The organism is Kosakonia sp. S57 (genome assembly GCF_016516575.1).
Classification (GTDB): Bacteria; Pseudomonadota; Gammaproteobacteria; order Enterobacterales; family Enterobacteriaceae; genus Kosakonia; species Kosakonia cowanii.
Genome location: NZ_JACVUL010000026.1, coordinates 1 through 17,442, shown reverse-complemented (window position 1 = coordinate 17,442; position 17,442 = coordinate 1). Strand labels below are relative to the sequence as shown.

At 57.8% G+C, this 17,442-nt stretch carries 15 protein-coding genes and 1 tRNA gene; 5 read left to right on the top strand and 11 right to left on the bottom strand.

The window, feature by feature from the left end; all coding sequences use genetic code 11:
* Positions 1 to 33 precede the first annotated feature (33 nt).
* From IAE48_RS20680 to proB, 3 genes are all read right to left on the bottom strand, one after another.
* Positions 34 to 109: transfer RNA gene (locus IAE48_RS20680), tRNA-Thr, on the bottom strand.
* A gap of 111 nt (positions 110 to 220) precedes the next feature.
* Positions 221 to 1,474 carry a glutamate-5-semialdehyde dehydrogenase gene (gene proA / locus IAE48_RS20675; protein WP_200135445.1) on the bottom strand — a complete coding sequence of 418 codons (1,254 nt, stop codon included), beginning with the start codon at positions 1,472 to 1,474 and terminating at the stop codon, positions 221 to 223.
* 11 nt (positions 1,475 to 1,485) lie between these two features.
* Positions 1,486 to 2,589, bottom strand: a complete 1,104-nt coding sequence (gene proB, locus IAE48_RS20670; protein ID WP_023479003.1) for a glutamate 5-kinase — start codon at positions 2,587 to 2,589, stop codon at positions 1,486 to 1,488.
* Between the two features lie 294 nt (positions 2,590 to 2,883).
* Between proB and phoE the strand changes: the two genes are divergently transcribed.
* The gene (phoE, locus tag IAE48_RS20665) at positions 2,884 to 3,957 is read left to right on the top strand and encodes a phosphoporin PhoE (protein ID WP_042715969.1); all 1,074 of its coding nucleotides are present in this window, start codon (positions 2,884 to 2,886) and stop codon (positions 3,955 to 3,957) included.
* Positions 3,958 to 4,091: 134 nt separating this feature from the next.
* On the opposite strand, the gene crl is transcribed toward phoE, so the two are convergent.
* The 3 genes from crl to gpt form a co-directional block, all read right to left on the bottom strand.
* Complete coding sequence (gene crl / locus IAE48_RS20660; protein ID WP_023479000.1) at positions 4,092 to 4,490, bottom strand: sigma factor-binding protein Crl; 399 nt, start codon at positions 4,488 to 4,490, stop codon at positions 4,092 to 4,094.
* Between the two features lie 57 nt (positions 4,491 to 4,547).
* Complete coding sequence (frsA, locus tag IAE48_RS20655) at positions 4,548 to 5,792, bottom strand: esterase FrsA (RefSeq protein WP_200135444.1); 1,245 nt, start codon at positions 5,790 to 5,792, stop codon at positions 4,548 to 4,550.
* A 100-nt stretch (positions 5,793 to 5,892) separates the two neighbouring features.
* The gene (gene gpt, locus IAE48_RS20650; RefSeq protein ID WP_023478997.1) at positions 5,893 to 6,351 is read right to left on the bottom strand and encodes a xanthine phosphoribosyltransferase; all 459 of its coding nucleotides are present in this window, start codon (positions 6,349 to 6,351) and stop codon (positions 5,893 to 5,895) included.
* Between the two features lie 256 nt (positions 6,352 to 6,607).
* On the opposite strand from gpt, the gene pepD reads away from it, so the two are divergent.
* Positions 6,608 to 8,065: a cytosol nonspecific dipeptidase gene (gene pepD / locus IAE48_RS20645; RefSeq protein WP_200135443.1), complete on the top strand. Its 1,458-nt coding sequence runs from the start codon at positions 6,608 to 6,610 to the stop codon at positions 8,063 to 8,065.
* A 41-nt stretch (positions 8,066 to 8,106) separates the two neighbouring features.
* On the opposite strand, the gene prfH is transcribed toward pepD, so the two are convergent.
* From prfH to dinB, 3 genes are all read right to left on the bottom strand, one after another.
* Positions 8,107 to 8,721, bottom strand: coding sequence for a peptide chain release factor H (gene prfH, locus IAE48_RS20640; protein ID WP_042714190.1), 615 nt, complete (start codon positions 8,719 to 8,721; stop codon positions 8,107 to 8,109).
* Positions 8,718 to 9,857: an RNA ligase RtcB family protein gene (locus IAE48_RS20635; RefSeq protein WP_200135442.1), complete on the bottom strand. Its 1,140-nt coding sequence runs from the start codon at positions 9,855 to 9,857 to the stop codon at positions 8,718 to 8,720. Before IAE48_RS20635 ends, prfH begins: the two co-directional genes overlap by 4 nt.
* Positions 9,858 to 10,064: 207 nt before the next feature.
* On the bottom strand, positions 10,065 to 11,120 hold the full coding sequence (gene dinB, locus IAE48_RS20630) for a DNA polymerase IV (RefSeq protein WP_200135441.1): 1,056 nt from the start codon (positions 11,118 to 11,120) through the stop codon (positions 10,065 to 10,067).
* Between the two features lie 350 nt (positions 11,121 to 11,470).
* On the opposite strand from dinB, the gene dpaA reads away from it, so the two are divergent.
* A complete protein-coding gene (gene dpaA, locus IAE48_RS20625) occupies positions 11,471 to 12,208 on the top strand; it encodes a peptidoglycan meso-diaminopimelic acid protein amidase (protein ID WP_023479016.1) in 738 nt (245 codons plus the stop codon).
* Here dpaA and IAE48_RS20620 read toward each other — a convergent pair.
* Together IAE48_RS20620 and lpcA are read right to left on the bottom strand one after the other, a co-directional pair.
* Positions 12,179 to 12,946 (bottom strand): class II glutamine amidotransferase, encoded by a 768-nt coding sequence (locus IAE48_RS20620; RefSeq protein WP_023478998.1) that lies wholly within the window; start codon positions 12,944 to 12,946, stop codon positions 12,179 to 12,181. The two genes, dpaA and IAE48_RS20620, sit on opposite strands and share 30 nt — an antisense overlap.
* Positions 12,947 to 13,086: 140 nt before the next feature.
* The gene (lpcA, locus tag IAE48_RS20615) at positions 13,087 to 13,668 is read right to left on the bottom strand and encodes a D-sedoheptulose 7-phosphate isomerase (protein WP_023479022.1); all 582 of its coding nucleotides are present in this window, start codon (positions 13,666 to 13,668) and stop codon (positions 13,087 to 13,089) included.
* Positions 13,669 to 13,905: 237 nt separating this feature from the next.
* On the opposite strand from lpcA, the gene fadE reads away from it, so the two are divergent.
* The gene (gene fadE, locus IAE48_RS20610) at positions 13,906 to 16,353 is read left to right on the top strand and encodes an acyl-CoA dehydrogenase FadE (RefSeq protein WP_200135440.1); all 2,448 of its coding nucleotides are present in this window, start codon (positions 13,906 to 13,908) and stop codon (positions 16,351 to 16,353) included.
* A gap of 109 nt (positions 16,354 to 16,462) precedes the next feature.
* Positions 16,463 to 17,233, top strand: a complete 771-nt coding sequence (locus tag IAE48_RS20605; protein ID WP_200135439.1) for an amidohydrolase — start codon at positions 16,463 to 16,465, stop codon at positions 17,231 to 17,233.
* Positions 17,234 to 17,442: the final 209 nt, after the last annotated feature.

The window sequence follows — 17,442 nt, the reverse complement described above, 5'->3', positions numbered from 1 at the left end:
GTTGATTTCGGTAGACTTGGGAAGAGTTTGAAATGGTGCCGATAATAGGAGTCGAACCTACGACCTTCGCATTACGAATGCGCTGCTCTACCAACTGAGCTATATCGGCCCTGCGAGGTGTTCACGAGCGTGAATCACGGGTTAGAAGGTTAAAACTAAGCGGGTGATGCGTCAATGCCCCTGTGAATCAAACGGCTACTTTTGCATCACCCGACTTTATTTACGCACGAATGGTATCGTCACCAAAACCGATCCACTTATAGGTGGTCAGTGCTTTGAGTCCCATCGGGCCGCGCGCGTGTAACTTCTGCGTGCTGACCGCCACTTCCGCGCCGAGGCCAAACTGGCCGCCATCGGTAAAGCGCGTCGAGGCGTTCACATACACCGCTGAGGAGTCGACCTCGTTGATAAAGCGGTTGGCGTTGCGCAGGGTGCGGGTGAGGATCGCATCGGAGTGCTGCGTGCCGTGCTGGCGAATATGATCGATCGCATCATCGAGATCGGCGACGATCTTCACATTCAGATCCAGCGACAGAAACTCATCGTCATACTGCTCCGCTTTTACCGCTTCAACCTTCGCCGGGCCGCTTTGCAACAGGGCAAGCGACTGCTCGTCTGCATGCAGCGTCACGCCGCTCTCCGCCATCTGCTGGCTGAGCGCCGGTAAAAAGGTGCTGGCAATGCCCTGATGCACCAGCAGCGTCTCAACGGTGTTACAGGTGCTCGGACGCTGGGTTTTGGCGTTGACGATAATCTTCAATGCCGGGGCGATCTCTGCCGTCTCGTCGACCAGAATATGGCAGACGCCGATACCGCCGGTGATAACCGGGATCGTTGACTGCTCGCGGCAGAGCTTATGCAGCCCTGCCCCGCCGCGCGGGATCAGCATGTCGATATACTTATCCATGCGCAGCATCTCGTTGACCAGCGCGCGATCCGGGCTCTCAATCGCCTGTACCGCACCCGCCGGTAAACCGCACTCCTCCAGCGCCTGCTGAATCACTTTCACCGTCGCGGCATTGGTGCGCCAGGTCTCTTTCCCGCCGCGCAGGATCGCGGCGTTGCCGGTTTTCAGGCACAGAGAGGCGACATCCACGGTGACGTTCGGGCGCGCTTCATAAATCACGCCGATTACGCCGAGCGGCACGCGACGGCGCTCGATGCGCAGCCCGCTGTCCAGCACGCCGCCATCGATTACCTGGCCGACCGGATCGGCAAGTTTGCACACCTGGCGCACATCGTCTGCAATGCTTTTTAAGCGCGTCGGGTTGAGTGCCAGGCGGTCGAGCAGCGCCTCGCTAAGACCATTGTCGCGCGCTTCCTGCAGATCCTGCTCGTTAGCCAGCAAAATCGCGTCAGACTGCGCCTCTAAATAGTCGGCAATCTTCTCCAGCACGCGGTTTTTTTCCTGGCTTGTGAGCAACGCCAGCTTGTACGACGCAGCTTTCGCCGCGATGCCCATCTGTTCCAGCATACTTCTGCTCCTTAACGGGTGATCATATCGTCGCGGTGCACCGCGACAGGGCCATACTCATAGCCCAGAATCTCATCAATCTGCTGCGAATGGTGGCCGGCAATCCGGCGCAGCGCATCGCTGTTGTAACGGCTTACGCCGTGGGCGATATCGCGCCCCTGCAGATTACAAATGCGGATCACTTCCCCACGGGAGAAGTTGCCTGTCACGCTTTTAATCCCTTTCGGCAGCAGCGAACTGCCGCGCTCAAGAATAGCGGCGGTCGCCCCTTCATCAACGGAGATCTCACCGGCAGGCGGTGCGCCGAAGATCCAGCGTTTACGGTTCTCCAGCGGTGAAGTCTGCGCATGAAAACGCGTGCCGACCGGCGTGCCGCTCACCACATCGGCAATCACGCCGGGCTTGCCGCCTGCGGCAATAATCGTCTCGATACCGGCACGGCAGGCAACGTCGGCGGCCTGTAACTTGGTGCCCATGCCGCCGGTGCCGAGGCCGGAAACGCTGTCGCCCGCAATAGCGCGCAGCGCGTCATCAATGCCGTAGACATCTTTAATCAGCTCGGCCTGCGGGTTGTTGCGCGGATCGGCGGTAAATAGCCCCTGTTGATCGGTCAGCAAAAGCAGCTTATCGGCTCCGGCCAGAATCGCCGCCAGCGCCGAGAGGTTATCGTTGTCGCCAACTTTAATCTCCGTGGTCGCCACGGCGTCGTTCTCGTTAATCACCGGCACGATGTTGTTATCAAGCAGCGCGCGCAGCGTGTCGCGGGCGTTGAGGAAGCGCTCGCGGTCTTCCATATCGGCGCGGGTCAGCAACATCTGACCAATATGAATACCGTAAATGGAGAAGAGCTGCTCCCAGAGCTGAATCAAACGGCTCTGGCCGACGGCTGCCAGCAGCTGTTTTGAGGCGATGGTAGCGGGCAGTTCCGGGTAGCCCAGGTGCTCACGCCCGGCGGCGATAGCGCCGGAGGTAACAATTACTATGCGATGCCCGGCGGCGTGCTGCTGCGCGCACTGGCGCACCAGCTCCACAATATGGGCGCGGTTCAGGCGACGGGAACCGCCTGTTAAAACACTGGTGCCGAGTTTTACCACCAGCGTCTGGCTGTCACTCATGATTCTCTGCCGTTTTTAGAAAAAATAAGAAGTTTATTAGTAATCAAACGTTGTAACAGGAGTGAGCGCGCTTGCCAACCGCCAGCGTGAATCGACCACTTTTTTGTTGCGCGGGATCAGCAAGCGTAGCGGCAGAGTTTGACAATTTTATGGCAAACACAAAAAAACATAACTTTTTCAAATTACTCTTACTTTGTCATAAATGTTTCATTTCAGAGCGTTACAACCCTTCCTGTTTTTCACGGGGCGAGAGCCCAGCGAATAGTGGCGCGTTAGTTTAATCAGGAATTCAAAATGAAAAAGAGCACTCTGGCATTAATGGTACTGGGCGTTGTTGCATCGGCTTCTTCTGTTCACGCGGCGGAAGTCTATAACAAGAATGGCAACAAACTGGACGTGTACGGCAAAGTGAAAGCCATGCACTACTTCAGTGATGACAACAACAACGACGGTGACAAAACCTACGTGCGTTTCGGCTTCAAAGGTGAAACCCAGATTAACGACCAGCTGACCGGTTTCGGCCGTTGGGAATCTGAATTCGCCGGTAACAACGACGAAACTACTTCGGGCCAGAAAACCCGTTTGGCCTTTGCCGGTCTGAAAATCAAAGATTTTGGTTCTATCGATTACGGTCGTAACCTCGGCGTGCTCTACGACGTGGCTTCCGTGACCGATATGTTCCCGGAGTTCGGCGGCGACTCGCTGGCCCGTACCGATAACTTTATGACCAAGCGCACCACTGGCGTGGCGACCTACCGCAACACCGACTTCTTCGGCATGGTGGATGGCCTGGACATGACCCTGCAATACCAGGGCAAAAACGAAAATGGCCGTAACAGCATCATCAAGCAGAACGGCGATGGCTGGGGCACCTCTCTGGCCTACGATTTCGGCGGCAGCCCGGTCACGATTATTGGTGCTTACGCCAACTCTGACCGTACCAACGCACAGAACACCGCGCTGGCGCTGGGCCGTGGTCAGAATGCCGAAGCCTGGGCGACCGGCGTGAAATATGACGCCAACAACGTCTACCTGGCGACCTTCTACTCCGTCTCATACAACATGACGCCGGTCTCCTCTTCGCTGGGCTTTGCGAACAAAGCGCAGAACTTTGAAGCCGTCGCGCAGTACCAGTTCGACTTCGGCCTGCGTCCGTCCGTGGGCTACGTGCTGACCAAAGGCAAAGATATGGAAAACGGTATCGGCGACGAAGATCTGGTGAACTACATCGACGTTGGCGCCACTTACTACTTCAACAAAAACTTCTCGGCGATGGTCGATTACAAAATCAACCAGATCAAAGACGACAACAAACTGGGCATTGCTGACGACGACATCGTTGCCGTTGGCGTGACCTACCAGTTCTAAACCCTGTAGTGACCCTCGTTATATGAAATGCCCTCGGTTGAGGGCATTTTTTTCCCGTCTGATGGGAGAAAGCAGGCCAGTGCCTGTTCATGCCCGGCGTGCGAAGAGCAGCCGGGCATTTTTTATCGGGGGTGTTATGCGGGGAGTTTTAACTTCTCTTTGAAGTCATCGGCAGGTTCAAGCTTTAGCTCAAGGGAGGCTAACAGCGTACGCGCGCGCTCGTGGAAGTCGCGCAGCGTTTTTTCCAGACGGTCGACCACTTCCTGGTCTTTGATAGCGGTGGGTTTCCAGTGCCCCTCTTTGTCGAAGAGCCCAAAGTGGTAGCGATAGGTAAAGCGCTTCTCCTGCGCTTCCATTTCCATCCACCATCCCCAAAACTCGCGTTTTTCCGGCGCGGGTTTCACATTCACGCAAACTGCCAGGCAATCAAAGAAAAAACGGTTTTCTTCGCACTGCTCTTCGCGGATATAAGGTCCTAGCGCAGTAAACTTTTTAATCAACCTGCTTCTCGGATGTCCACTTGGTAACGTCATTGCGATCTCCTTTTGTGATGCAACTGTTTTACCAAATCAATGGAAATTCTCAAAGTATTAACCGAACTGATGGTTGATCCAGTCAACAATCTTCCTGAGCGCAGCGTCAAAATTGCGATAAACCGGGTTAAACGGGATATCGAGCAGCTTTCCATTACTGGATGAAGAGGTGATTAAACGCGACTCCGCCTCCGGGCTGAAGGGATCGTTTTGCCAGAAGCCGGAGAGCATCGGCGTTGGGCAGCGGCGGCCGAGTAACCCCTGAGTTTTTAATGAGTAGCGGTTAAGTTCGACGCGCAGCGCCTCATCGGAAGCGTCATGCATGCCTAAGCGGCTGGCGAGCACATCAAGATACATCTCCGGCACATCGCCCTGACGCAGCGGCTCGCTAAGCAGGGAATGCACCACCGGCCCGAGGCAGGCCACCGCTTTCAGGCGCGACGCTTCAAGATAGGCCAGCCGCACCGCCACGTTGGCGCCAAAACGGAAACCAAAGGCCGCCACGCGAGTGTGGTCGATCCATGGAATGTTCGGCAATGCCTGGAGCGCATGCTGATGCAGCAGGCTGGAGTCCTGGGTCAGCTTCCATTTGCTGGAGAAGCCCACCGAGGGCATATCGAGCGTCAGCATGGCAATGCCTTTCGGGGCCAGGTAGCGCTCATAGAGGGTGTAGTAATCGATCTGCAAGCCATCCAGCCCGCCGCACATCAGCACCGTAGGAAAGGGGCCTTCGCCTTCCGGCATATGCAGAAAGCCGGTGACCGGCGCGCCGCCGGGAATGGCGAACTCCAGCTCTTTAATGCTGCCCGGCAGGCGCTGCGCGGCCTCTTCATAGGCGCGGTTAGCCAGCGCCTGCGCCTGCTCGGCCAGGCTATCGCCTTTGATGTGCGGATAGGCCGCGATGCTATATAAGTTAGAGGCGTGCAGCCAGTGGCGGCCGCTCAGCGTGCTGTCGGTCTCCTGCATCGCTTTTTGCTGCCAGCTCATCGCCTGCGCGGACCATTCGTAGATCCAGTTGCCGTTGCGGTAGCCGACCACCGTATCGAGCAGTTCCGCGTCGGTGCGCTCGGCCTGGCTCATCACAATGCGCGCCTGCACTTCGAGGATCTCGCGCGCGTCGATGCCGCGCCAGATCCACATCAGCCGGTTGATCATCCGGTACCACTGCGGCACGTTTTTGCCATCCAGCGCGGACTGCACGGGCGGCTGCACGCCAGGGTTAAAGCGGCGCACCAGCGTCGAGGTCTCAGGGTATTTAAAGCGGGGTTTGAACAGCGTTTCGCTAAGATTTGACTGGGGCATGGCGCGCAGCTCCTTAAAATTCACCGGAGGGCATTGTAACCCGTGACGCGCCAAAAAGAACAACGCCCGGCAGAACCGGGCGTGTGTACAACAGGGGGGATTAACGGCCGCTGATTGGCGGAACGAAGGCTACGCCCATATCCCACGGTTGCTCAATCCAGGTATCCTGCGGGATATCAATCACATAATCATTTACCAGCGGGCGACCAGCCGGCTTGGCGAAGATAGTGACAAAATGTGCTTTCGGGTACATTTCGCGGATCGCTACGGCGGTGCCGCCGGTATCCACCAGATCGTCGATCACGATAAAGCCTTCGCCGTCGCCTTCCGCGCGCTTCAGTACTTTCAGTTCGCGCTGGTTGTCGTGGTCATAGCTGGAGATACAAACGGTATCGACATGACGAATACCCAGTTCACGCGCCAGCAGCGCGCCTGGAACCAGACCGCCACGGCTTACGGCGATAATGCCTTTCCACTGTTCTGAAGGCATTAAACGGGCAGCAAGTTTGCGGGCGTGAATCTGCAACATGTCCCAGGTGACGACGTATTTTTCGCTCATGTGAAGTGTCCCAGCCTGTGTTTTACGGCTTAAAAAGTGTTCGAGGGGGAAATAGGTTGCGCGAGATTATAGAGATCTGACGCGCTAAAAACCAGTGTTACCCGGCATCGCCGCCGCTTTTTCCCCAATCCCGTGCTCGCGCTGTCGCCATAAAGTGGTATTCTCAACCGCATCTCGCAAGAGGGTCTTGCGATTCGTTTATCTAACCCGCGACCTGCAGGCAACCTGTTCGCAGGCGCTTTTAAGGAGACTCATCGTGTCTGAACTGTCTCAACTATCTCCGCAGCCGCTGTGGGATATTTTTGCCAAAATCTGCTCTATTCCGCACCCCTCTTACCATGAAGAACAGCTCGCCGAACACATTATGGGCTGGGCGAAAGAGCAAGGCCTGCACGCAGAGCGCGACCAGGTGGGCAATATCCTGATCCGCAAACCGGCCACCGCCGGGATGGAAAACCGCAAGCCGGTCGTGCTGCAGGCGCACCTCGATATGGTGCCGCAGAAAAACAACGACACAGAACACGACTTCACCAAAGACCCGATTCGCCCCTATGTTGACGGCGAGTGGGTAAAAGCGCGCGGCACCACGCTTGGCGCGGATAACGGCATCGGTATGGCCTCTGCGCTGGCGGTGCTGGCAGACTCCACCGTGCAACACGGCCCGCTGGAAGTGCTGCTGACCATGACCGAAGAAGCGGGCATGGATGGCGCATTCGGTCTGCAACCCAACTGGTTGCAGGCAGATATCCTGATCAACACCGACTCTGAAGAAGAGGGTGAGATCTATATGGGCTGCGCGGGCGGTATCGATTTCATCACCACCCTGCCCCTGACCCGCGAAGCGGTACCTGCCGGTTTTGAAACCGTCAAACTGACGCTGAAAGGGCTGAAAGGCGGCCACTCCGGGGCCGATATCCATTTAGGTCTGGGCAACGCCAACAAACTGCTGGCGCGCTTCCTTGCCGCGCACGCCTCTGAGCTGGATCTGCGTCTGCTCGACTTCACCGGCGGTACGCTGCGTAACGCCATTCCGCGCGAAGCGTTCGCCGTGATCGCCCTGCCGGCGGATAAAGCCGCCCAGCTGAAAACCCTGGCGGATGAGTACCAGGCGATCCTGAAAAACGAGCTGGAAGCGAAAGAGAAGAATCTGGTGGTGCTGGTCGATAGCGTAAGCAGCGACAAAGCGGCGCTGACCGCGCAGTCGCGCGACGCATTTGTTCGCCTGCTGAACGCCACGCCGAACGGCGTGATCCGCAACTCCGATGTTGCCAAAGGCGTGGTGGAAACCTCGCTGAACGTCGGCGTAGTCACGTTGCAGGACGACAGCGCTGAGATTATCTGCCTGATCCGCTCGCTGATCGATAGCGGTAAAGATTACGTGGTAAGCATGCTGGAATCGCTGGGTGCGCTGGCCGGTGCGAAAACCGCGCCGAAGGGCGGCTACCCGGGCTGGCAGCCGGATGCCCAGTCGCCGGTGATGGCGCTGGTGCGTGAAACCTATCAGCGTCTGTTCAACAAGATGCCGAACATTCAGATTATCCACGCGGGTCTGGAGTGTGGTCTGTTCAAAAAACCCTATCCAGAGATGGATATGGTGTCGATTGGGCCGACAATTACCGGCCCGCACTCGCCGGATGAGCAAGTGCATATCGAAAGCGTGGGCCACTACTGGACCCTGCTGACCGAACTGCTGAAATCTATCCCGGCTAAATAAGCCTGCTGTCCGCGCCGCCCGGCGCGGACATTTTCCTTCTTTTATTGCGCTTTAAACCCTGGCCCCTTAAAGGTGCGCACCGGGTTACCGCGCTCTATCTGATGATGAAACAGCCTGCGTTCCGACTTAAGCGCCGCGCGCTCGTCATCCTGCGCCTGCTCCAGCCGGTGTGAAATCAGCAGCATCGCCAGCCGCTTATTCGCATGCTGGCTGCGCTCCGACTGCACTTTTACGCTAATGCCGGTGGCAATATGCGTGGCGCGCACGGCGGAATCGGTTTTATTCACGTGCTGGCCGCCCGGCCCGGATGAGCGCAGCGTCTCAAAGCGAATGGCGCTGTCCTGCAACGCCGTCTGCGGAATAAACTCCGCCACGCCGATAAACCAGTTCTTCCGTGCATGATTGGCGCGATAGGGGCTTGGGCAGATCCACTGCACCGTGCCGCACCAGCGCGCACTCAGCGCCTGCGCATTTTCGCCATCGAGTGAGACCAGCACCGAGCGGTAGGCGCCCGGCTGGCGCGCCGCTTCCGTTTCGATCACCGCCAGCGACACCTTTTGCGCCTCAGCCTCTTCCATCAGCCGCGTTAACGCTTTACCCACCGCCAGGCAGCACTCATCAGGCCCCTGCGCGGAGGAGAGTTGCAACAATCTCATTCGCCCGCCCCTCCGCTCACTTTCAGGGTTAACACCGGGCGCAACCGCGCAACCGGCGTCACCAGATCGGCGTCGACCAGGCACTCAAGCACGCTCTCAACGGACTTATACGCCTGCGGCGCTTCTTCATAGATCAGCTGACGATCGCGGCAAATCACCCGGCTGCCGAGCGGCGTGCGTGCCAGCTGTGCCGGGGTGAACTTCCCGGACAAGCGCCCTTTGCACTCGGTGCGCATCCATTTGCGTCCCGCGCCGTGCGCCAGCGAATAGAGGCTCACCTCGCTCACTTTCGGCATCACCAGCCAGCTGTGATCGCCGCGTGAACCGGGGATCACTACCAGGCCCTGCCCGTCCGGCGTCGCCCCTTTGCGATGCAGCCAACCGGCTTCACCGCCCACGGTGCAGGCTTCGACGAAGTTGTGTGCTACATCGAGCAGCGCTTCGCCATCGGCGTTGAGATGATCGAGAATGCGCCGCGCAATCAGCGCCCGGTTGATGCGGGCAAAGTTGAGCGCGTCATCGTGCTCGGCAAGATAGTGGCGAGCCGCGTCGCTCCCCTCCACCAGCCCGGCGTGCGAGAAGGCGTCGACGTGGCGGCGCAAAATCTGCTGACCCAGCCCGCGTGAACCGCTGTGGGCCAGTAACAGCAGGCGCTGCTCATCGAGGCCACTTTGCGTAAACAGCGCCGCATCGGTCACGCTATCGACCTGTTGCAACTCGGCAAAGTGGTTGCCGCCGCCAATCGATCCCAGCGCGGCGCGCCAGGGGTGGTTTTGCCACGCATCCGGCACCGCTTCATCCAGCCAGTCGGCAGAGGCGCTATCGCCCAGCGCGCTGAGACGTTTTTCGACCTTATCGGCGTTATATTTGCGCCTTACCAGGTCGGTCTGCCACAGCGCCATGCCGCAGCCGATATCGTTCCCGACCAGCGCCGGGTAGAAACGCCCGGTGGAGAAAAAGGCCGCGCCAATCGGGTAGCCGCGGCCGGGGTGAAGATCCGGCATGCCGACGACGCGCGTCATACCCGGCAGTGCCGCAGTGGTGTGTAATTGTTGGATCGCTGAACCTTCGATCCACAGGTTTTCCGACGCAATATAGGAGATCGCGTCTGAGATATGACAAACAGAGTTGCCCATATACCAATCCATATGTAGAGAAATAAAAGGAATTGGCAGACGAAACCAGGGGCAAGTTTTGGAGAAATTAAGCCTGGAGAGGTCTGCAAAGAGAAATCAGGGCATGGTGTGTCATGGTGAACCTCCTTTGCAGTTAATAGGGAATGAATAAACGCCGGGGATAATAAAGAAGCGGGCGGGAAATTACCACCGCAAATTCTGGTAGGGTTACAGCCCGAGCACCAACTGCCGCTCAAGCTGCGGGTCGAGCAGTGTGACATGCAGGCCAACCAGCCGCACGCCGCGCCCGCCGCGTCGCTCATCCCACGCCTGACGCGCGGTGGCGAGCAGATCCTCTTTATTCAGGCACGGCCAGACATGCTCCTGGGTGGTCTGCTGAAAGTCGTTGAACTTCAGTTTCACCCCCTGGCGGGCGATGCGCAGATCCGGTTTTACCACCGAAAGCCGCCGCTCAAGCTCCGGGTAGAGCCGCTCGATAATCGCTTCGCACTCCTCCCACTGATGAATATCCTCCACCAGCGTGCGCTCGACGCCGACCGATTTTCGCAGCCGCTCGCTGCTGATCTCCCGCTCATCGATCCCCTGGCTGCGCTCCCATAATACTCGGCCAAACTTGCCAAACCGCTTAAGCAGCATGGCGAGATCGCTCCTCTGCACATCTTCGCAGGTGCGCAGCCCGAGGGTTTCCAGCTTGGCCGCTGAGACTTTACCGACGCCGGGGATTTTGCTCAGCGGCAGCGTGCGCAGAAAGGCCGGCACTTCCGCCGGGGTAATCACATATTGCCCGTCGGGCTTGTTGAGATCGGAGGCGATTTTAGCGAGGAACTTCACCGGCGCGATGCCCGCCGAGGCGGTAAGCTGCGTCTCATTAAAGATGGTCTGGCGGATCTCCTGCGCCATCAGCGTTGCAGAGCCGTGGCAGTGCGGGCTGTCGGTAACATCAAGATAGGCTTCATCCAGCGACAGGGGTTCAATCAGTGAGGTGTAACGCGAGAAGATGTCGCGGATCTGGCGGGAGGCTTCTTTATAGGCGTCGAAACGACCGGGTAACAGCGTGAGGTGCGGGCAGAGTTTCAGCGCCATCCCGGTCGGCATCGCACTGCGCACGCCATATTTTCGCGCCGGGTAGTTGGCGGTGCTGATGACGCCGCGCTGCACGCGGCTGCCGCCAATGGCAATCGGAATGTCGCGCAGGGCCGGGTTGTCGCGCATCTCTACCGCCGCGAAAAAGCAGTCCATATCGACATGTATGATTTTGCGCATGCGTACACCCTCACAGAACACTGGATAAGTATACAGCACGTTTCAGGCAAATGAGAAGCCAGCCGAGAAACCGCCGAAAAGAGGGCAATCTGCTGTTTAATTCTCAGCGTTTACTTTCATAATAGCCGTCGCCAAATCGCGCAGGTGGTTGAAAGGCAAAACAGAACACTTTTTGTGCGATGGCGAAAAGACAATCAACAGGATCGACGGGCGCGGAATCACCGCTATTCGGGGCTTGCGAAAAAATGTCGGAGTGCTAAGGTTAGCGCTCAAAACAGAATTGTCCGAATTCTGGGCATCTTTTGCCGTTCTGGCAAAGTCGTATCCGTTTTATCAAGGAAACACGTTGTATGCGCAAAATCGCATTGTTCATTGCGATGCTTCTGATCCCGTGCGTCTCCTTTGCTGGCCTGGTTGGCAGCAACAGTGCCACTAAGCCGGTAAGCAAAGATTTTAAACAGCAGTTGATGGGGTCACCGGTCTATATTCAGATCTTCAAAGAAGAGCGCACCCTTGATCTCTACGTCAAGATGGGCGAACAGTATCAGCTGCTCGACAGCTATAAAATCTGCAACTACTCCGGCGGCCTCGGGCCTAAACGCCGTCAGGGCGATTTTAAAAGCCCGGAGGGGTTCTATTCGGTACAGCGCAGCCAGCTCAAGCCGGACAGCCGTTTCTATAAGGCTATCAATATTGGCTTTCCGAACAACTTTGACCGCGCCCACGGTTATGAAGGCAAATACCTGATGATTCACGGTGCCTGCGTCTCCATCGGCTGCTACGCCATGACGGATACCGGCATTGATGAGATCTTCCAGTTTGTTACCGCAGCGCTGATTTTTGGCCAGCCGAGCGTGCAGGTGAATATCTATCCGTTCCGCATGACCGATGCGAATATGCAGCGTCACAAATATTCGACCTACGCGGATTTCTGGAAGCAGTTGAAGCCGGGGTATGACTACTTCGCGGCCACCCACCAGCCGCCGATTGTCGCGGTCGTGGATGGACGCTACGTGGTCAGCAAGCCGCTGGCGACCTCCGTGCAGCCGCAGCTGGCGTCAAACTATACGCTCACCGAGGCAAAATAACGCCCACTCGCCTGGCATAATCTTGTGCCAGGTTTCGTTCGCCGTTAACGGCTGCGTCGCAATCACGGTGACCACATCGTTTGGTGTGGTCTCACGCTGAAAATCGATCTCCACATCCTGATCCAGCAGCTTCGCTACGCCAAACGGCGCGCGCCGGGTAATGCAGAAGAGATTGGTGGAGCAGAATGCCATCACATAGCGCCCGTCCGACAGCAGCATATTGAACACGCCCTTCTCACGCAGTTCCAGCGCCAGCGTTGCAATGTACTTAAACACCGCCCCCATATTGCCCGGCGTGCGCGGGTAGCGCTGCGTCAGCTTGTGCAGCATCCAGCAAAAAGCTTTTTCGCTGTCCGTTTCCCCCACCGGGCGGAAGTTGCCGGTCTGCAAAGATTTATAGCCCGTCAGCTGGCCGTTGTGGGCGTAGGTCCAGTTGCGGCCCCAGAGTTCGCGGGTAAAGGGATGGGTGTTTTCCAGCGCCACTTCGCCGCGGTTCGCCTGGCGAATATGGGCAATCACCGAGCAGGATTTAATCGGGTACTCCTGCACCAGTTTGGCGACGGGCGAGTTGTAGCTTGGTTGCGGATCTTTGAAGGTGCGACAGCCTTTGCCTTCGTAGAAGGTGATACCCCAGCCATCTTTATGCGGTCCGGTTCCCCCGCCGCGCTGGACGAGACCGGTAAAACTAAAGCAGATATCGGTCGGCACATTAGCGCTCATCCCGAGCAGTTCGCACATAGTCACCTCCACAACCGCCTCAATCTGAGAAGGCGTTATTGTTGCCGCCCGTCAGACACGGGCAGCGCCGCGATGACCTGCGCCAGGCGCAGGCACGTTGAGCACTGCCCAGGCTGAACAGGGCAAATAAAAAGCCTGCTTTACGCCTTAACCATCTCTTTTTCGATCAGCTGAATCAGGATATGGATCACTTTGATATGGATCTCCTGAATACGATCGGCATAACCAAAGTGCGGAACGCGAATTTCGATATCCGCGGTGCCAGCCATTTTGCCGCCATCTTTACCGGTCAGGGTGATCACTTTCATCCCCTTCTCACGCGCCGCAGCAATCGCTTTGATCACGTTGCCAGAGTTACCGGAGGTGGAGATCCCCAGCAGCACGTCGCCCTCGCGGCCAACGGCTTCCACATAGCGGGAGAATACATAGTCGTAACCGAAGTCGTTGCTGACGCAGGAGATATGGCTGACATCAGAGATGGCGATCGCCGGGTAGCCAGGACGGTTTTCACGGTAGCGCCCGGTTAACTCCTCCGCGAAGTGCATCGCGTCGCAGTGCGAGCCGCCGTTACCACAGGACAACACTTTGCCACCGGCTTTAAAGCTGTCGGCCAGCAGCACCGCCGCGCGCTGAATAGCGTGAATATTGGCTTCATCTTTCAAGAAATTCGCCAGCGTTTCCGCCGCTTCGTTCAGTTCGTTACGAATAAGATCCTGGTACATGAGGATATCCTTCAGCATAAATGTAAATAACACTGCGCAGTGTACCGGATAGGCTTTCAGCCGAGAAGCTAAAGCCACCGCTCCCGCCGCCGTTTTCATTTTCCGTGCGCAAAACGGCCTCAACAATGTGAACCAGGTTGTAATTATTTTGTAAACACATTGCTAAAAGAAATGACATCCACTACAAACAATACATCACAAGTGGTCAGACCTCCTACAAGAAGGGAGCTTTTCGTTATGATGATTTTGAGTATTGTCGCAACGCTCGTTCTGCTCGGTGTGCTCTTCTATCACCGCGTTAATCTGCTGCTCAGCAGCGTGATCCTGCTGGCATGGACTGCAGCCCTTGGGCTGGCGGGCCTCTGGTCTCTCTGGATGCTGGTGCCGGTGGCGCTTATCCTCCTGCCGCTCAACTTCACGCCGATGCGTAAATCCTTTATCTCCGCGCCGGTGTTTCGCGGTTTCCGCAAAGTGATGCCGCCGATGTCGCGCACGGAAAAAGAGGCCATCGACGCAGGTACCACCTGGTGGGAAGGCGATCTGTTTCGCGGTAACCCGGACTGGAAAAAGCTGCACAACTACCCGCAGCCGCGCCTGACCGCAGAAGAGCAGGCCTTTATCGACGGCCCGGTTGAAGAAGCGTGCCGCATGGCGAACGACTTCCAGATCACCCATGAGATGGCCGATCTGCCGCCGGAGCTGTGGGCTTATCTTAAAGAGCACCGCTTCTTCGCGATGATCATCAAAAAAGAGTACGGCGGGCTGGAGTTCTCTGCTTATGCGCAATCCCGCGTGCTGCAAAAACTCTCCGGCGTCTCCGGCATTCTGTCGATCACCGTCGGCGTGCCTAACTCCTTAGGCCCGGGCGAACTGCTGCAACACTACGGCACGCAGGAGCAGAAAGATCACTACCTGCCGCGTCTGGCGCGTGGGCAAGAGATCCCCTGCTTTGCGCTGACCAGCCCGGAAGCGGGTTCCGATGCGGGTGCCATTCCCGATACCGGCGTGGTCTGCATGGGCGAGTGGCAGGGCGAGCAGGTGCTCGGCATGCGTCTCACCTGGAACAAGCGCTACATTACGCTGGCCCCAATTGCCACGGTGCTTGGCCTGGCGTTTAAACTCTCTGACCCGGACAAACTGCTGGGCGGTGCGGAAGAGCTGGGCATTACCTGTGCGCTGATCCCGACCTCGACGCCGGGCGTGGAGATTGGTCGTCGTCACTTCCCGCTTAACGTTCCGTTCCAGAACGGCCCGACGCGCGGGAAAGATATCTTTGTACCGATTGATTACATCATCGGCGGCCCGAAAATGGCCGGTCAGGGCTGGCGTATGCTGGTGGAGTGTCTCTCGGTCGGTCGCGGCATCACCCTGCCCTCCAACTCAACGGGCGGCGTGAAATCGGTCGCGCTGGGTATTGGTGCTTACGCCCACATTCGCCGTCAGTTCAAAGTGGCTATTGGCAAGATGGAAGGTATCGAAGAGCCGTTGGCGCGTATTGCAGGTAACGCCTATGTGATGGACGCCGCGGCGTCGCTGATCACCTACGGCATTATGCTCGGCGAAAAACCGGCGGTGCTGTCGGCGATTGTGAAATATCACTGTACCCACCGTGGTCAGCAGGCAATCATTGATGCGATGGATATTGCCGGCGGTAAAGGCATTATGCTCGGCGAAGGTAACTTCCTCGCCCGTGCTTACCAGGGCGCGCCGATCGCCATCACCGTTGAGGGCGCTAACATCCTCACCCGTACGATGATGATCTTCGGCCAGGGGGCAATTCGCTGCCATCCGTATGTGCTGGAAGAGATGGCCGCCGCGCAGAATAACGACGTGGATGCGTTCGATAAGCTGCTGTTTAAACATATCGGCCATGTCGGCAGTAATGAGATGCGCAGCCTGTGGCTCGGCCTGACGCGTGGTTTAACCAGCGCCTCACCGACAGGGGATGCCACCAAACGTTACTACCAGCATCTGAACCGCCTGAGTGCCAACCTGGCGCTGCTGTCGGATATCTCAATGGCAGTGCTCGGCGGCAGCCTGAAACGCCGCGAACGCATCTCCGCCCGTCTGGGTGATGTGTTAAGCCAGCTGTTCCTCGCCTCAGCGGTGCTGAAGCGCTACGACGATGAAGGTCGCCAGGAAGCGGATCTGCCGCTGGTGCACTGGGGCGTGCAGGATGCGCTCTATCAGGCTGAGCAAGCGATGGTCGACCTGCTGGAGAACTTCCCGAACCGTCTCGTCGCGGGCATGCTGAGCTTTGTCATCTTCCCGACAGGTCGCCACTATCGTGCGCCGTCCGACAGGCTTGACCATAAAGTGGCGAAGATCCTGCAAACGCCAAACGCTACCCGTTCGCGCATCGGTCGCGGTCAATACCTGACTCCGAGCGAGCACAACCCGGTCGGGCTGCTGGAAGAGGCGCTGGTTGATGTAATGGCCGCCGACCCAATCCATCAGCGCATCTGTAAATCGCTGGGTAAAAACCTGCCGTTTACCCGTCTGGACGATCTGGCTAACCAGGCGCTGGCAAGCGGGCTGATTAACCAGGATGAAGCGGCGCTGCTGATTAAAGCGGAGGCGAGCCGTCTGCGCACCATCAACGTTGATGACTTTGAGCCGGATGCGCTGGCGACTCAACCGGTGATCAACACGCCGGAAAAGCTGCGCAAGCCCGAAGCCGCCTAAGCGCCTGACGGCTCCCCTCCTCCTTCGACAAAACCCGCAACCCTGCGGGTTTTTTTCGTTTTTTGGCGTGCTACAGTGTGCCGATGCTGTCTGAAGGGGAGTCGCAATTGTGCCTGGATTAAAAATTACGCTGTTACAACAACCGCTGGCGTGGATGGATGGCCCAGCGAACCTGCGCCATTTTGATGTGCAACTGGAAGGGATTAGCGGGCGCGATGTGATTGTCCTGCCGGAGATGTTCACCACCGGCTTTGCGATGGAAGCCGCCACGCGGTCGTTATCGCAGGAAGAAGTGATTAGCTGGATGCGCGACAAGGCGCGGCAGACTAATGCGCTGATCGCTGGCAGCGCGGCACTGCAAATGGATCGCGGGGCGGTGAACCGCTTTTTGCTGGTCGAGCCGCAGGGCGAGGTGCATTTTTACGATAAGCGCCATCTGTTCCGCATGGCGGATGAGCATCACCACTATCAGCCAGGTGAGACGCGCGTGATATTCCAGTGGCGCGGCTGGCGCATTATGCCGCTGGTCTGCTACGACTTGCGTTTTCCGGTCTGGTCGCGCAACCGCGATGAGTATGATCTGCTGCTCTATGTCGCTAACTGGCCTGCGCCGCGCTCCCTGCACTGGCAGTCACTGCTGCTGGCCCGCGCGATTGAGAACCAGGCCTGGGTGGCAGGTTGTAACCGGGTTGGCAGCGACGGGAATGGTCACCACTATCGCGGCGACAGCCGGGTGATTAGCCCGCAAGGGGAGATCGTCGCCAGCGCCGACGCGCATCTTGCAACGCGCATCGACGCCGAGATGTCACTCACCGCGCTGAAAGAGTACCGCACCCAGTTCCCCGCCTGGCAGGACGCCGATCCCTTCACCTTAGAGTGATGCCTCCCGTAGGCCGGATAAGCGTTTACGCGCCATCCGGCAATATCTCCGCGGCACCGATTGCCGGATGGCGGCTACGCCTTATCCGGCCTACCAAAACGAGCCTAAAGCGACACCAACGTTGCTTTTACCTGCGGTATTACAGCGGCGGTGTTGACCCCCGCTGAAATCGGCGAACCGAAGCGTGAATGACAAGGTCTGGACGCCAT

What these genes read in the sequence shown, in the direction of transcription:
- frsA (WP_200135444.1), bottom strand. Translation starts at nt 5,792, where the DNA reads ATGCCCCAGTCAAATCTTAGCGAAACGCTGTTCAAACCCCGCTTTAAA.
- prfH (WP_042714190.1), bottom strand. Translation starts at nt 8,721, where the DNA reads ATGAGATTGTTGCAACTCTCCTCCGCGCAGGGGCCTGATGAGTGCTGC.
- proB (WP_023479003.1), bottom strand. Translation starts at nt 2,589, where the DNA reads ATGAGTGACAGCCAGACGCTGGTGGTAAAACTCGGCACCAGTGTTTTA.
- phoE (WP_042715969.1), top strand. Translation starts at nt 2,884, where the DNA reads ATGAAAAAGAGCACTCTGGCATTAATGGTACTGGGCGTTGTTGCATCG.
- lpcA (WP_023479022.1), bottom strand. Translation starts at nt 13,668, where the DNA reads ATGTACCAGGATCTTATTCGTAACGAACTGAACGAAGCGGCGGAAACG.
- dpaA (WP_023479016.1), top strand. Translation starts at nt 11,471, where the DNA reads ATGCGCAAAATCGCATTGTTCATTGCGATGCTTCTGATCCCGTGCGTC.
- fadE (WP_200135440.1), top strand. Translation starts at nt 13,906, where the DNA reads ATGATGATTTTGAGTATTGTCGCAACGCTCGTTCTGCTCGGTGTGCTC.
- IAE48_RS20635 (WP_200135442.1), bottom strand. Translation starts at nt 9,857, where the DNA reads ATGGGCAACTCTGTTTGTCATATCTCAGACGCGATCTCCTATATTGCG.
- IAE48_RS20620 (WP_023478998.1), bottom strand. Translation starts at nt 12,946, where the DNA reads ATGTGCGAACTGCTCGGGATGAGCGCTAATGTGCCGACCGATATCTGC.
- crl (WP_023479000.1), bottom strand. Translation starts at nt 4,490, where the DNA reads ATGACGTTACCAAGTGGACATCCGAGAAGCAGGTTGATTAAAAAGTTT.
- dinB (WP_200135441.1), bottom strand. Translation starts at nt 11,120, where the DNA reads ATGCGCAAAATCATACATGTCGATATGGACTGCTTTTTCGCGGCGGTA.
- gpt (WP_023478997.1), bottom strand. Translation starts at nt 6,351, where the DNA reads ATGAGCGAAAAATACGTCGTCACCTGGGACATGTTGCAGATTCACGCC.
- proA (WP_200135445.1), bottom strand. Translation starts at nt 1,474, where the DNA reads ATGCTGGAACAGATGGGCATCGCGGCGAAAGCTGCGTCGTACAAGCTG.